At 69.0% G+C, this 14557-nt stretch carries 15 protein-coding genes; 3 read left to right on the top strand and 12 right to left on the bottom strand.

Annotated features, from left to right (window positions below; all coding sequences use genetic code 11):
• Positions 1 to 5: 5 nt before the first annotated feature.
• The 3 genes from rpsR to rpsF form a co-directional block, all read right to left on the bottom strand.
• The gene (gene rpsR / locus CQ045_RS07745; protein WP_045278473.1) at positions 6 to 260 is read right to left on the bottom strand and encodes a 30S ribosomal protein S18; all 255 of its coding nucleotides are present in this window, start codon (positions 258 to 260) and stop codon (positions 6 to 8) included.
• A gap of 61 nt (positions 261 to 321) precedes the next feature.
• On the bottom strand, positions 322 to 837 hold the full coding sequence (locus CQ045_RS07750) for a single-stranded DNA-binding protein (protein WP_105722403.1): 516 nt from the start codon (positions 835 to 837) through the stop codon (positions 322 to 324).
• Positions 838 to 842: 5 nt separating this feature from the next.
• Positions 843 to 1211, bottom strand: a complete 369-nt coding sequence (rpsF, locus tag CQ045_RS07755) for a 30S ribosomal protein S6 (protein WP_028501153.1) — start codon at positions 1209 to 1211, stop codon at positions 843 to 845.
• Positions 1212 to 1466: 255 nt separating this feature from the next.
• Between rpsF and CQ045_RS07760 the strand changes: the two genes are divergently transcribed.
• Positions 1467 to 2171 (top strand): hypothetical protein, encoded by a 705-nt coding sequence (locus CQ045_RS07760; protein ID WP_258130993.1) that lies wholly within the window; start codon positions 1467 to 1469, stop codon positions 2169 to 2171.
• Positions 2172 to 2329: 158 nt separating this feature from the next.
• On the opposite strand, the gene CQ045_RS07765 is transcribed toward CQ045_RS07760, so the two are convergent.
• The 8 genes from CQ045_RS07765 to CQ045_RS07800 all read right to left on the bottom strand — a co-directional run bounded on the left by CQ045_RS07765 (position 2330) and on the right by CQ045_RS07800 (position 10813).
• Entirely contained in the window at positions 2330 to 3358 is a 1029-nt protein-coding gene (locus CQ045_RS07765) for an iron chelate uptake ABC transporter family permease subunit (protein ID WP_146115207.1), read from the bottom strand.
• Positions 3355 to 4386 (bottom strand): iron ABC transporter permease, encoded by a 1032-nt coding sequence (locus CQ045_RS07770; protein ID WP_258130994.1) that lies wholly within the window; start codon positions 4384 to 4386, stop codon positions 3355 to 3357. Before CQ045_RS07770 ends, CQ045_RS07765 begins: the two co-directional genes overlap by 4 nt.
• Positions 4383 to 5417, bottom strand: coding sequence for an ABC transporter substrate-binding protein (locus CQ045_RS07775; RefSeq protein WP_105722409.1), 1035 nt, complete (start codon positions 5415 to 5417; stop codon positions 4383 to 4385). The genes CQ045_RS07770 and CQ045_RS07775 overlap by 4 nt, the downstream gene beginning before the upstream one ends.
• Before the next feature lie 166 nt (positions 5418 to 5583).
• Entirely contained in the window at positions 5584 to 6423 is an 840-nt protein-coding gene (locus CQ045_RS07780) for an ABC transporter ATP-binding protein (RefSeq protein ID WP_105722411.1), read from the bottom strand.
• Positions 6416 to 7249, bottom strand: coding sequence for an ABC transporter ATP-binding protein (locus CQ045_RS07785; protein ID WP_105722413.1), 834 nt, complete (start codon positions 7247 to 7249; stop codon positions 6416 to 6418). Before CQ045_RS07785 ends, CQ045_RS07780 begins: the two co-directional genes overlap by 8 nt.
• Entirely contained in the window at positions 7246 to 8157 is a 912-nt protein-coding gene (locus tag CQ045_RS07790; protein WP_105722415.1) for an ABC transporter permease, read from the bottom strand. Before CQ045_RS07790 ends, CQ045_RS07785 begins: the two co-directional genes overlap by 4 nt.
• Entirely contained in the window at positions 8154 to 9215 is a 1062-nt protein-coding gene (locus CQ045_RS07795; protein ID WP_105722417.1) for an ABC transporter permease, read from the bottom strand. The genes CQ045_RS07790 and CQ045_RS07795 overlap by 4 nt, the downstream gene beginning before the upstream one ends.
• A gap of 11 nt (positions 9216 to 9226) precedes the next feature.
• The gene (locus CQ045_RS07800) at positions 9227 to 10813 is read right to left on the bottom strand and encodes an ABC transporter substrate-binding protein (protein WP_105722419.1); all 1587 of its coding nucleotides are present in this window, start codon (positions 10811 to 10813) and stop codon (positions 9227 to 9229) included.
• A 150-nt stretch (positions 10814 to 10963) separates the two neighbouring features.
• Here CQ045_RS07800 and CQ045_RS07805 point away from each other — a divergent pair, with 150 nt between their 5' ends.
• Positions 10964 to 11554: an Lrp/AsnC family transcriptional regulator gene (locus CQ045_RS07805; RefSeq protein WP_258130995.1), complete on the top strand. Its 591-nt coding sequence runs from the start codon at positions 10964 to 10966 to the stop codon at positions 11552 to 11554.
• A gap of 112 nt (positions 11555 to 11666) precedes the next feature.
• Here CQ045_RS07805 and CQ045_RS07810 read toward each other — a convergent pair whose 3' ends face one another.
• Positions 11667 to 12023 (bottom strand): hypothetical protein, encoded by a 357-nt coding sequence (locus CQ045_RS07810; RefSeq protein ID WP_258130996.1) that lies wholly within the window; start codon positions 12021 to 12023, stop codon positions 11667 to 11669.
• 135 nt (positions 12024 to 12158) lie between these two features.
• On the opposite strand from CQ045_RS07810, the gene CQ045_RS07815 reads away from it, so the two are divergent.
• Positions 12159 to 14510 (top strand): arylsulfatase, encoded by a 2352-nt coding sequence (locus tag CQ045_RS07815; RefSeq protein WP_105722425.1) that lies wholly within the window; start codon positions 12159 to 12161, stop codon positions 14508 to 14510.
• The last annotated feature ends 47 nt before the right edge of the window (positions 14511 to 14557 follow it).

The following is a 14557-nucleotide window of genomic DNA, read 5'->3' on the forward strand; positions in this document are numbered from 1 at the left end:
ACCCCTTACCGGCCGGCGCCAGCGTAGGGCAGGAGCGCCATTTCACGCGCGTTCTTGATCGCCGTGGCGATCAGACGCTGCTCCTGCACCGAGACACCGGTGATACGACGGGCACGGATCTTGCCGCGCTCCGAGACGAACTTGCGAAGGGTGGCGACATCCTTGTAATCGATGAGGCCGACCCGGATGGACTTCGCGGGAGCGGTGGGCTTGCCACCCTTCCGCGGCTTGCGGCGGTCGCCGCTCGACTTTCCAGCCATTGTGTTTCCTTAATGATGAGCGGATGCCGGCCCCGCGGACGGGACCGGATCCAGAAGTTGTCTAGAAGGGGGTGTCGTCGCCGAAGCTGCCCGGAGTGCTCCAGGCATCGGCGCTGGTCGACGAGCCGGGCGTGGACCACGGCTCCTCCGACACCTGCTGCTGCTGCGCGGGACGAGACTGTCCTCCGCCGCCACCGCCGGCACCGCCGGTCGAGGCCGCACGGGTCACCTGCGCGGTCGCGTACCGGAGCGAGGGGCCGATCTCGTCGACCTCCAGCTCGATCGCGGTGCGCTGGTTGCCCTCGCGGTCCTGGTAGGAGCGCTGACGCAGACGGCCCTGCGCCATGACGCGCATGCCCTTCGTCAGCGAACCTGCCACGTGCTCGGCGAACTCGCGCCAGACGGATGCGCGGAGGAACAGCGCGTCGCCGTCCTTCCACTCATTCGCGGCACGGTCGAAGTTCCGAGGCGTCGATGCGATGGTGAAGTTCGCCACCGGCAGCCCGTTCTGCGTGTAACGCAGTTCGGGGTCGGCCGTGAGGTTTCCCACAACGGTGATGACGGTTTCCCCGGCCATGGCGCTTAGGCCTTCGCAGCCTTGGCGGCCTTGCGGGCAGCCTTCTCTTCGGAGCGCTTGGCCTCGAATGCGGCCATCGCCTGAGCCTCTTCCGAGCGGAGGACCTTGGTGCGCATGATCTGCTCGTTCAGCTTCAGCTGACGGTCGAGCTCCTGCGTGGCCTCGCTGGTTGCGGTGAAGTTGACGACGGCGTAGATGCCCTCGTTCTTCTTCTGGATCTCGTAAGCCAGACGGCGCTTACCCCAGATGTCGACCTTGTCAATCGAGCCACCATCGTTGGTGATGACCTTCAGGAACTTGTCGAGCGTAGGGGCTACCTGGCGCTCGTCGATCTCGGGGGTCAGAATGACCATGAGCTCGTACTGGTGCGTCACTTACCCACCTCCTTCGGACTAGAACGGCTCTCGGGACTTTCCCGGGAGCAGGAGGGTGTGTGCACGTGCCCGCCCCGGGAATCCCGAATGGATGCCAGAAGGCAGACAACCTCGACAGTCTAGCGGAGTCGAGCCGATGTCGCGAACGTCGCCCGCCGCACCGGGAGCGGATGGCCGAGATGGGCCCGATATTTTGGCATGCTGGGAAGAGTGCCCGGTGACGGTCATCGGGCACGCGACCAGAGGGGGGACGCTATGCGCGTCAACAAATGGGGGGTCGGCGTCATTCTCGCCGCCGCCGTGCTGCTCACCGGATGCTCTGCCGGAGCATCCGACAAGCCAGCGGATTCGAAGCCGAGCAGCGGTGCATCACAGGAGGCGGAAGCGCCCAAGACCGACTGCCCTGAGCTGAAGGAAGGCGCGACCGTCGACGGCGGCACGCTGGCGGAGTGCGTCACCGCGGCCATGACCGACACGGCCGGCTTCGCGGCGAAGATGACCACCATGGGCATGGAGTCGGACAGCCTGTACAACCCGGCCGACGGCGCCGTCCAGACCAACACGCCCTTCGGCTCGATCATCGTCATCGGCGACGACGCCTGGGTGAAGTCGTCGACGGGCGAGTGGCAGGTGGCGGACACCTCGTCCACCGACCAGGAGGTCCTCGCACTCAGCACCGCGGCGAAGGCCGCCGACCCGTCCGACCCGATGGGCGTCGCCACGACGCTCGCCGGTGAGTACACCGTCACGGGCAAGAGCACGCGCCTCGGTCAGGACGTGTTCCTGCTGAGCGGCACGTCGGAGTCGCAGGGCACGTCGGTCGCGATGCTCTTCGAGCTGACGTCCGACTACGTGGTGCTCGCGGCCACGGCTTCGACCGAGGTCGAAGGCCAGAAGATCGAGAGCGTCCAGGAGGTCACCGAGTGGGACGTGAAGCAGGAAATCGTCGCCCCGCTCTGATCCGGAGCTGATGCGAAGGGCCGGGACCGTCGTCCCGGCCCTTCGTGCGTCCGGGGTGCCTGCGAGAACGGAGAGCGTTCGGATCCCCCGCGGCGCGGCGGGAGCAGACACGCCACGAACTCACCGGATCGTCTCCGTTCCCGCGTGTGGGGCAGGGCTCAGTAGCGGCGCCGCGCAGTCTGCACGACGAGGAAGATCAGGTACACGCCGCCGAGCACCAGCGTGACCACTCCCGCCGGGAGCGCATGCTTCGGCACCGCGTTCTGTCCGATGATGTCGGCGAGCGAGAGCAGCGTCGCACCCGTCATCGCCGTCGCGACGAGGTGCGCCGGCCCGTTCCTGACGATCAGCCGCGCAAGGTGCGGAGCAGCGAGCGCGACGAACGCGATCGGCCCGATCACCGCGGTGACCACCCCCACGAGTCCCACTGCGAGCGCGATGAGTCCTGCTTTCATGAGCCCCATGCGACCTCCGAGGCTGGTGCCGACGTCGTCTCCGAGCTCGATCAGCCAGAGTCCGCGCCGCGCGCCGAACAGCACGACCATCAGCACCGTGACGACCACGATCGGCACCGCGGCCTGCTCCCAGCCGACGCCGTTCAGAGACCCGGCGTCCCAGATCGCCGCGGAGATCGCGACCTCCCGCCGTGCGCGCAGCAGCATCCAGGCGTTGAGCGCCGCGAGCACCGCGCTCACCCCGATGCCCACGATCACGATGCGGTAGCCGAGCGCTCCACGACCCGCGACGAGCAGGGCCATGAGCGCCGCCGTCCCGAAGCCGCCGAGGATCGCCCCGATCCCGACGCTGGCACCCGACCCGCCTCCGCTCGTCATCACGATCAGGGCCCCCGTGTAGGCGCCGGTGGTGAGCCCGATCACATCGGGACTGCCCAGCGGGTTGCGGGTGATGGTCTGGAAGACCGTGCCGGAGAGCGCCAGCGCGGCACCGAAGAACACGGCGGCGAGCGCCCGAGGCAGCCGCCAGTCGACCACGACCATGTGGATGCCGCCCTGCGTCTCGAACAGCGCCTGGACGACACGGATCGGCGAGAGCACGGTGTCGCCGATCGACAGGCTCGCCAGGAACGACATCAGCAGCACCCCGACGAGGACGGCCATGGCTCCCCGGGCGCGGCGGTCGAGAGGGCGACGGGCACGGCGGACGGCGGCGCGGGTCGGGGCGCTCACAGCTGCACCGGATTCCGGCGACGACCGATCCAGATGAGGAACGGCGCGGCCACGAAGGCCATGACGATGCCCACCGGCACCTCCTGGGGCGCGATGATGACGCGGCCGACGACGTCGCCGAGCACCACGACGGTCGCGCCGATCACGGCAGCGAGGGGGACGACCGCCTTCTGGGACGGCCCGACGATCCCGCGAGCGATGTGCGGGGCCGCCAGTCCGAGGAAGGCGACCGGGCCCGCCACCGCCGTCGCCGTGCCGGCGAGGAGAGTGATGGCGGCGACGGAGCCCGTCCGCAGGGGGCCGATCCTGGTGCCGAGTGCGGTCGCGGTGTCGTCGCCGAGTGCGAGCACGTCGAGCCCGCGGGTCAGCAGCAGCGCGATCACGAGTCCGATCGCGATCGCGGGGCCGGCGACGGTGAGGATGGAGAGGTCGCGCCCGGCGAGTGCTCCGGACTCCCAGCTGCGCATCCGCAGGAACGCGGTCGGGTTGAGGAGGACGAGGGCGGTCGTCAGGCCGCTGAGCACCGCGGCGAGGGCGACGCCCGACAGCACCAGGGTCACCGGGCTGCCGCCGCCCGCCGCACCGAGGAGGACCACGCCGATCGTCGCGACCAGTGCCCCGCCGAGCGCGAAGGCCATCAGGAGCGGGAAGTCGGTGACGCCGAGCGCCGCGACCGCGATCGCCACGGCCACGGATGCTCCCGCGTTGACCCCGAGGATGCCGGGGTCGGCGAGCGCGTTGCGGGTGAGGCCCTGCATCACGGCGCCGGCGGCACCGAGCGCCAGCCCCACGGTCAGGCCCAGGACCGTACGCGGAATGCGCGACTCGCGCACCACGAGCTGCAGGTCGCTGCCGTCGAAGCGGGTGACCGCGTCGAGCACGGTGTCGAATCCGACGGGCTTGGTGCCGACCGTCAGCCCGACAGCGGTCGCGGCGACCAGTCCGAGCACCGAGAGCACGACGACGATCGCGGTCCGTCCGGCGGAGAGCCGGTGCGGACCGCGAGTCGTGCGTGCGCGCGGGATCACTCCGCGGTGCGCGCCGGCCCGTTCCCGGCGACGGCATCCGCGAGGGCGGGCACCAGGGCGTCGAGCACATACGGCAGGCTGAGCGGAGAGGTGAAGTAGATGGCCCCGGCCGTGATGCCGTCGGTGTAGACGACCGACTCGTTCTTCATGGCGCTGATCGCGGTCACGAACGGCTCGGCCTCGAGCGCGGTGATGTCGTCGTCCGACTCGGTGCCCCAGATCAGCACATCGGCGGCGTTCAGCACATCGAGATTCTCGACCGGGATGTAGGCCTGTCCGCCGGACTCGTCCTCCGGGGCGTAGGCATCGATCTCGGAGGGGATCGTGAACCCGAGGTCGGTGAGGAAATCGGTGCTCAGACCGTCCTGGTACGCGATCGCCGCGCCGTCGTAGATCGCGTTCTGCAGGAAGACGATGGACTTCCCGGCGAACTCCGGGTGCGCGGCGGCGGCGTCGGCGAACTGGGCGTCGACGTCGTCGACGAGCTTCTGCGCCTCGTCGGGCAGCCCGACGGCTTCGCCGATCTGCAGGGTCTGCACGTCCCACGGCTCGAAGTACATCGAGTAGTCGCCCGAGTGCGCGACCGTCGGCGCGATGTCGGAGAGGCGGTCGTAGTCCTCCTCCGTCATCCCGGCGTTCGTGCCGATGATCAGGTCGGGGTCGAGCAGGGCGATGGCCTCGAAGTCGAGCCCGTCGCTCGTGGTGAGCACCTCGGGCTCGGAGCCGCCGCGCGCCTCGTCGGCCCAGGGCCAGGACGCGAACTCGTGGTCGCCGTACCAGTCGGTCACGCCGACCGGCTCGAGTCCGAGAGCCCAGAGCGTGTCCTGCTCCGTGTAGCCGACCGAGACGATGCGGGTGGGCTGTTCGGTGATGGTGGTGCCGCCGTAGGCATGCTCGACCGTGACGGGGAACGCGTCGGAGTCGACGGCGGGGCCGGAGTCTTCGGCCGCGGGAGCGCAGGACGTGAGCGCGGCCGCGGAGACGACGACGGCGAGGAGCGCGGTGAGCGCCTTCGAGCGGGTGAGAGGCATGGGGAACCGTTCCGTGGGCTAAGGGTTGCCTAAGCTTACCCAGCCGGAACGGGCGCACCGCAAGCGAAAACGGAGACGATCCGATCACGGTGCGGCACGTCGATCTGAGACACGCCGTCGAGCGAGCGGATCGTCTCCGTCTCGGAGTCGGAACCGGGCCGAGACCTCAGTACATGACCGGCGGGATCTCCGCCCAGACCGTGCGGTCATCGACCGACGGAGCGGCGGGGATGCGGCCGGCGCCGTCGGGCTCCGGGATCGCCGCCAGCAGAGCCTGCGTGTACGGATGCCGGGGCGCCGCCCAGAGCTGATCCGTCGGACCCGACTCGAGCACGCGTCCGCCGAACATCACGAACGTGCGGTCGGCGATGCGGCGCACCACGGCGAGGTCGTGGGAGATGAACAGCATCCCCGCGCCCGATTCCGCCACGAGGTCGCGCATGAGGCCGGCGACACTCGTCTGGGTCGAGGCGTCGAGTGCGGAGATCGGCTCATCGGCGACGAGGAGCGAGGGCCGTGCGGCCAGTGCCCTGGCGATCGCGATGCGCTGCTTCTGTCCACCGGAGAACTGGTGCGGGAAGCGGGTGCTCACGGTCGTCGGCAGACCGACGCGCTCCAGCCACTCGTCGACGGTCGAGCCGGCGGCGCCACGGGCCCGCGCGGTCGCGATGCCGTCCGCGATCTGGTCGCCGACCCGGCGACGCGGGTTCAGCGACGTCGACGGATCCTGGAACACCATCTGGATGCCGGTCATCGCGGTCGGCCGACGACGGATGCCGAGCGGAGCCACGGGCGCATCGCGGAAGCGCACTGTCCCGCCGACGGTCTTCTCGATGCCCACGACGGCGCGGGCGAGGCTGGATTTGCCGCTGCCCGATTCGCCGACCAGGGCGACGGTCTCCCCCGCGGCGACGCTGATCGACACACCGTTCACGGCGATGACCGGCGGGTTGCCGGGGTAGCGCACGACCACGTCCTGCGCGTCGAGGACGGCGACCTCACTCATCTGCGGCCTGCCCTTCCGGCGCCTCTTCGATCCGCGAACCCGGGAGGGCCGCGAGGAGCATGCGCGTGTACTCGTGCTGCGGATTCAGGAACAGCGTCTCGCGGTCGGCGAGCTCCACGATCCGGCCGTCCTTCATGACCGCGACCGTGTCGGCGATCGCGCTCATCACGCCCAGATCGTGCGTGACGAGGAGCACGGCGAGGTTCCGTTCGGTCGCCAGGTCGCGCAGCAGCTTCAGGATGCCGGCCTGCACGGTGACGTCGAGGGCCGTGGTGGGCTCATCGGCCAGCAGCACCTCGGGGTCGCACGCGAGGGCGCACGCGATCGCGATGCGCTGCCGCTGTCCGCCGGAGAACTGGTGCGGGTAGCGCTTCAGCGCCTCGGCGGGGTTCGGCACCTGCACGGTCTCGAGCAGTTCGACGGCACGTTCGCGGGCAGCCGCGCCCTTGAGCCCGAGGTGCACGCGCATGTGATCGGTGAGCTGGCGGCCGACGGGCAGCTGCGGATGCAGGGACGCCGAGGGATCCTGGAACACCATGGCGATGCGCTTGCCGCGCACCCGGTTGAGGGAGCGTCGCTTGAGGCCCACGAGCTCCTCGCCGCCGAGCAGGATCGATCCGCCGGTCTTCGCCTGGCGGGGCAGCAGCCCCAGCACGGCGAGCGAGGTGAGCGTCTTGCCCGATCCGGATTCCCCGGCGAGGCCGTGGATGCGACCGGCCTCGAGCTCGAGCGAGACGCCCTTCACGAGCGGACGCCCGATGTCGATGGTCAGGTCGCGGATGCTCAGCGCGGCGGCCTGCGGCGCGACAGCGCTCTGAACACTCATGCGGCCACCCCCGTCGCCGACGCCTTGTGCTCGGCGGCCTTCTCGTGCGTGATCTCGGCCGTCGGATCGAGCACGTCGCGCATCGCGTCGCCGAGGAAGTTGAACGCCAGCACCACCGTGAGGATCGCCAGACCCGGGAAGACCCCGAGCCACCAGGCGTCGAAGTTCTGCATCGCGCCGGAGATCATCGAGCCCCACTCGGCGGTCGGCGGCTGTGCGCCGAGACCGAGGAAGGACAGTCCGGAGAGGAGCAGGATCGCCGCACCGATGTCGAGCGTGGCGAGCACCAGGACCGGGCCGGCGATGTTCGGGAGGATGTCGACGAACAGCGTCCGCGCCGGCGAGTGGCCGAGCAGCCGTCCGGCGATCACGTAGTTCTGACCGCGGAGGCCCAGCACGATGCTGCGTGTGACACGGGAGTACTGCGGCCACGACACCACGATCGCGGCGATCACCGCGTTGAACAGCGACGGGCCGAGCGAGGCGGCGACCACCATCGCGAGGATCACGGTCGGGAACGCCATGAACAGGTCGGTGATGCGCATCAGCGTCTCGTCGACCCAGCCACCGAAGTATCCGGCGAGCGCGCCGATCAGCGTGCCGATGATCATCGCGGCGATCACGAGCATGAGCGCGAGAGGGAGGCTCACGGTCGCCCCGGTCATCAGACGGGAGAAGATGTCGCGACCGTTGCCGTCGGTGCCCAGCAGGGTGTCGACTCCCGGCGGCTGCAGGCGCGGAAGCACCTGCGCGTTGGGCGGGTACGGCACCCACCACTGCGCGGTGAAGGCCACGATGACCCAGGCGCCCGCGATGACGGTGCCGATGATGCCGAGCGGTGTGCGCCAGGCACGGGGCCAGCGGAAGCGGAAGCGCCCGGCCGGGGAGGCGGCGGCGATGCGGCTCATGCGATCCTCACTCTCGGGTCGAGCACGCCGTAGAGCAGGTCGACGATGAAGTTGATGAGGAGATAGATGATTCCGACGACGAGACCGACGCCCATGATGCCGGGCAGGTCGAGGTTCGCGGCGGAGTTGTAGGCGTACGTGCCGAGTCCCGGCCAGGCGAACACCGACTCGACGAGCACGGTGCCCGAGAGCAGTGCCCCGAACGCGACCCCCACCACGGTGAGGATCGGCAGCGAGGCGCCGCGGAGCACGTAATCGAGGATCACGCGCAGGGCCGGAAGTCCCTTGGCCCTGGCGGCGCGCACGTAGTCGCTGCCGAGGACCTCGAGCACCGAGGTGCGGATGAAGCGGGTGAGCAGCCCGATCGTCACGAGCGAGAGCACCATGACGGGCAGGGCGAGGTGGGCGAGGGCATCGAGGAAGCCGACCCCGTCGCCGTTCAGGAGGTAGTCGACCGTGTAGAGCCCGGTCACGCGCGGCGGCGGGGTGATCGACGGCGAGATGCGGCCGGAGCCCGGCGCGATGCGCAGCTCGAGGAAGAAGACGTAGAAGCTGACCAGAGCGAGCCAGAAGGTCGGCACGCTGAGACCCACCAGGGTGACCACGCGGATCACCTGGTCGGTGACGAGACCGCGACGGTACGCGGCGAGGGTGCCGAGCACGATGCTGACCGCGAGGCTGACGATGATCGCGCCGATGGCGATCTCGATGGTCGCGGGAACCGCGGTGGCGAGGTCGCTGGTGACCGGGCGTCCGGTCACCAGCGACGTGCCGAGGTCCCCGCGGAGCAGGTTCCCCATATAGATGAAGTACTGCACGAACAGTGGCTGGTCGAGTCCGTTCGCCTTGATGAAGGCCTCACGGGTCGCCGGGTTCTGCGAGGCGCCCTCACCGAGGGCGGCCGAGACCGGGTCTCCCGGCACCAGGTTGGTGAGCGCGAACGTCACGATCGTCACGCCCACCAACAGGAGCAGGGAGGTGCCCGCCCGCCGCAGCAGGTATCCGACCAGAGGCGATCGGCGCCGCTGCGCCTGCCTCTGCACCGCCACTGTCGTCATGGGATCTCCGTTCAGCCGGCGGGAGTGATCTCGGCGATGTCCATCTCCCAGACGGAGTTGTACACCGCACCGCTCACGCTGTCGGCCGACGAGATGTTGCGTCCGGGGACGATCAGCGGGACGAACGGACCCTCGGCCTGCATCGCCTCGGCGAACTCGGTGAACGCGGCGGTGCGCTGCTCGGGGTCGGTCGCGGCGGCGGCGCCGGCGGCGATTCCGGCGATCTCCGGGTTCGCCTCGGCGGCCCACCCGGCGCGGAGGCCGACCTTCAGGCCCGGGGCGAACGGCAGGAAGTTCGCGGAGTCCGCGTAGTCCGGACCCCAGAACCAGAGGCCGAAGCCCTCGGTGCCGTTGACGTAGGCGTCGAGCTCGGTCGCGAACGGCGCGGGGGCGAGCTCGACCGTGATGCCGGCATCCTCGAGCTGCGCCTGGATGCGCTCGGCGAGCGGCGTGAACTCCACGCCGCCGACGGGGTAGTCGTTCGGGAACTGCAGCTTCAGGGTCTGACCCGTGTAGCCTGCCTCGGCGAGCGCAGCCTCGGCCTTGTCGAGGTCCTGCTCCACGCCGCCGTCGAGGGCGCCTTCGAATCCGGGCGGGATGACACCGGTCGCCTGCACGGCTCCGGCACCGGCCAGCTCGAGCAGTGCGTCGTAGTCGAGGGAGTAGCGGATCGCCTCGGCGATCTTCACGTTCGCCAGCTCACCCGCGATCGGCTCGGACTGGTTCAGGAGCAGGAAGATGGTCTGGCCGGACGGGACCGAGTCGACCGTGATCCCGTCGCCGAGACCGGCGACCTGGTCGCCGTTCAGGTCCATCGCGACCATCGAGTCGCCGCCCTTGAGGTTGGCGAGCTGGGTGGCGCTCTCCGAGACGTTGCGCACGACGACGCGCTTGTACGCCGCCTCCTCGTCGCCGTTGTACTCGTCGTTCTTCGTGAGCACGACCTGCGAGCTGAGGTCGAGGGTGTCGAGCACGAAGGGGCCGGAGCCGGCGGACTCGCCGTCGAGGAACTTCTGGGCGACGTCGGTGCCGTCGATCGTGCCGCCGTTCTCGATCACCACGTCGGAGTTCACGATGCCGAGCGCCGGGTTCGCGAGGATCGCGGGCAGCTGCAGCAGCGGAGTCTCGGAGGTGAAACGGATCGTCTTGTCGTCGACCTCGGTGATGGTGAGGCCGCCGAGCAGGAAGTTCGGCTTGGCGTCGGTCATGCCCTGGATGCGCTGGAGCGAGAACACGACGTCCTTCGCCTCGATCGGCGAGCCGTCGGAGAACACGCGGTCGCCCTCGAGCGTGAACGTGAACTCGGTCGCCTCGTCGTTCTGCTCCCAGGAGGCCAGACCGGCGACGGGGGTCGAGACGTCGGAGCCCTCGAAGTCGACGAGGGTCTCGTACAGCGCCTTCGCGATCATGTTGCCGGTCGGGTCGTAGGTGTGACCCGGGTCGGTGGTCTCGATCGAGAACGCGGTGTCGATGACGAGGGAGTCGGCGCCGGAGGACTGCTCGCCGTTGTTCGCCGAGTTCCCTCCCGAGCAACCTGCGAGCGCGAGGAGCGCGACGGCTCCGAACGCGATGACCGGCGTGATGCGGCGTGACGACATGAGGGCCTCCAAGGGCGAGGAGTACATTCGGGTGAGTCGCCACCGATGTGGACGACCGGGGATCAGATTCGCATCATATGCGACGATGTGTCCAGCGAGTGCGGGTCGCATCGACACGCTCTGTCCAGAACGTCGAACGTGGGGAGCAATATGTCCAGCAAGGATGCGGATCGGTCGAAGCATTCTGGACGAAGTGCCGCCCCTTTGGACGAGACCGCGTACAGAATCCTCGACGTGCTGCGTGATAACGGTCGCGTCTCGATCGCGGCCCTCGCCGACAAGGTCGGGATCTCCCGGGCGAGTGCCTACACGCGGGTCGAGTCGCTCGTGCACGACGGGGTCATCACGGGCTTCAGCGCACGCGTCGATCAGGCGAAGGCGGGCCTGTCGATCGGTGCGCTCGTGTTCGTCACCGTGATGCCGCAGGCGTGGGCGTCCTTCCGCGAGCGCGTGCTCGAGATGCCCGACGTCGAGTGGTGCGCGATCACGACCGGCGAGCACGACGCGATGCTGCTGATCCGGGCGGTCGACGTCAGCGGCGTGCATGAGTTCTCCACCGGTGTGATCGCCCAGCTCCCCGAGGTGCGCACGGTCGTCAGCGTCGTCGTGCTCGACGAGGTGATCCGCCGCCCCTACCTGCTGCCGGCCGACCTCCCGGAGCGCAGGACCGACACCGCCCCGCTCGGGATGACGCGCTGGACGCCGGCCTCGCCGGGCCGCGACACGCTTCCGCCGCGCTGACGCCCCCGCTCCTCGCCGAGGGGTCAGGAAACGCCGTATCCCCACGCCGTGATCGGGCGTTTCCTGACCCCTCAGCACACGAGACCGACTGCTCGGCGCACGGGGACGCGGCTCAGGCCGAGATCTCCTCGCACACGCTGAGCTGCGGGAGGCCGTGCATCTCGTAGTGCTCCACGAGACGGATGCCACCGTCGTCGGTGAGCTCCAGCTCGCTCTCGCCGTCACCGGTCACGACCGTGCCGTCGGCCTTGAGGACGTGCACGAACGAGACCCGGATGGTGTCGCCGGCCCGGGTGCCGACGAACTTGCCGAAAGTGACGGTGTCGCCCTCATACCCACCCCAGATCGCACCGTCGCGCTCGAAGTACTCGAAGATGCTCGGGGATTCGGGGTCGACCGCCGAGGTCGTGGACGAGACCATCCGGAAGCGGCGGCCGTCGAGGGAGGGGAGGGTTGCAGTCGCAGTCACACCCTCGATTATGCGGGATGCGTCGGAGGCCCTCACCCGCGACGGGTGATCGGGCCGCCGGGCTCCTCCCCGCCGTCCTTAGGCTGTGCGGCAAGTGGGGACGTGCGCCCCGTCCTCGAGATCCGTAGGAGTGTCATGCCTGATCTGCAGCGTTCCAGCCTTCCGATCCCCGACCTGGCCTACTCCGGCACGGTGACCTACGACGCGACCGACCCGGACACCGCGTTCCCGCCGATCACTCCCGTGCGTCCGCCGACGGGAGCCCCCAACGTCCTCGTCGTGCTCATCGACGACACCGGGTTCGGCGCGTCGAGCGCGTTCGGCGGCCCCGTGCAGACCCCCAACTTCGAACGCGTCGCTGCGGCGGGCCTGAAGTACACGCGCTTCCACACGACCGCCCTGTGCTCTCCGACCAGAGCGGCGCTCCTCAGCGGCCGCAACCACCACACCGTGGGCATGGGCGGCATCACCGAGATCGCGACCTCGGCGCCCGGTTACAGCTCGCTGCGACCCAACAGCTGCGCCCCGCTCGCGGAGACCCTCAAGCTCAACGGCTACAACACCGCCCAGTTCGGCAAGTGCCACGAGGTCCCGGTGTGGCAGGCGAGCGCGATCGGACCGTTCGACGGCTGGCCCTCTCCGGGCAACGGCTTCGAGTACTTCTACGGCTTCATCGGCGGCGAGACCAACCAGTGGTACCCCGCGCTCTACGAGAACACCACCCCGGTGGAACCCTGGGGGACGCCCGAAGAGGGCTATCACTTCATGGGCGACATGACCGACAGGGCGATCGCGTGGACGCGCGAGCAGAAGATGCTGGCCCCCGACGTGCCCTCGTTCACCTACTTCGCCCCCGGCGCCACCCACGCCCCGCACCACGTTCCCGCCGAGTGGGCGGACAGCTACAAGGGGAAGTTCGATCAGGGCTGGGACGAGGTGCGGAAGGAGACCTTCGCCCGCCAGCTCGAGCTCGGCGTCATCCCCGCCGACGCCGTGCTCACCGAGCGCAGCCCCGGCATCCCCGCCTGGGACGAGATGAGCGATGTGATCAAGCCGGCTCTCGCCCGGCAGATGGAGGTGTACGCCGGATTCCTCGCGTACGCCGACCACCACGTCGGTCGCCTGCTCGACGCGTACGAGGAGCTCGGCATCCTCGATGACACCCTCGTCTACGTGATCATCGGCGACAACGGCGCGAGCGCCGAGGGGTCGATGCACGGCACGACGAACGAGGGCTTCACGATCAACCACATGAACGAGATCGAGACGGAGCAGTACGTAGCGGATCACATCGACGACATCGGCACTCCCCGCTCGTACAACCACTACGCGGTCGGCTGGGCGCACGCCATGGACACCCCGTACCAGTGGACCAAGCAGGTCGCCAGCCACTGGGGCGGCACCCGCAACGGAACGATCGTCAGCTGGCCGAACGGCGGCGTCGAGAAGGGCGGCATCCGCAACCAGTTCAGTCATGTGATCGACGTCGCTCCGACCGTGCTCGAGGCTGCGGGGATCCCGGAGCCGACCACCGTCAACGGAGTGACCCAGCGTCCGTATGAGGGCACGCCGATGAACTACACGTTCGCGGATGCCGGCGCCGAGGAGCGACACGTCACCCAGTACTTCGAGATGGTCGGCAACCGCGCGATCTATCACAAGGGCTGGACCGCGGTGGCGAAGCACAAAGACCCCTGGCTCGGATCCGACCATGGTCTCGACGACGATGTCTGGGAGCTCTACAACGTCGAAGAGGACTGGACGCAGTCGAACGATCTCGCCGCCCAGGAGCCCGAGAAGCTCGCCCACCTGCAACAGCTCTTCCTCATCCAGGCTGCGCGTTTCAATGTGCTGCCGCTCGACATCCGCACCGCTGAGCGCTTCAATCCCGATCTCGCCGGTCGGCCCGTCCTCTCGCTCAGCGACTCGCAGAAGTTCTACCCCGGCATGAAGCGCATGAGCGAGAACACCACGATCAACATCAAGAACAAGTCGTGGACCGTCACAGCGCAGGTCTCGGTGCCGGATGCGGGTGCCGAAGGCGTGCTCATCGCCCAGGGCGGCGCATACGGCGGCTGGTCGTTCTACGCGAAGGACGGATCCCTCGCGTTCGCGTACAACCTGCTCGGCATCGATGTCGACATCGTCCGCTCCGACACGCCCGTCCCGACCGGCGATCAGGAGCTGCGCGCCCACTTCGCCTATGACGGCGGTGGTCTCGCCAAGGGCGGCACCGTCACCCTCTACGCCGGAGAGCAGAAGATCGGCGAGGGCCGCGTGAAGAAGACGATCCCGTTCCAGTTCACGTTCGACGAGACGGTCGATGTCGGCAGCGACCTGGCCTCTCCGGTGTCGCCCGACTACGGCGCGACCGGAAACGGCTTCACGGGCACGATCGAATGGGTGCGCATCGACCTCGGGGATGACGATCACTCCCACCTGATCGACGACGAGCACAAGTTCGCGGTCGCGATGCTCAAGCAGTGACCGAACCCGACATCGGGCGGCGTGCGATCAGTGGTCGCACGCCGCCT

Source organism: Microbacterium sp. MYb66 (genome assembly GCF_002979435.1).
GTDB lineage: Bacteria > Actinomycetota > Actinomycetes > Actinomycetales > Microbacteriaceae > Microbacterium.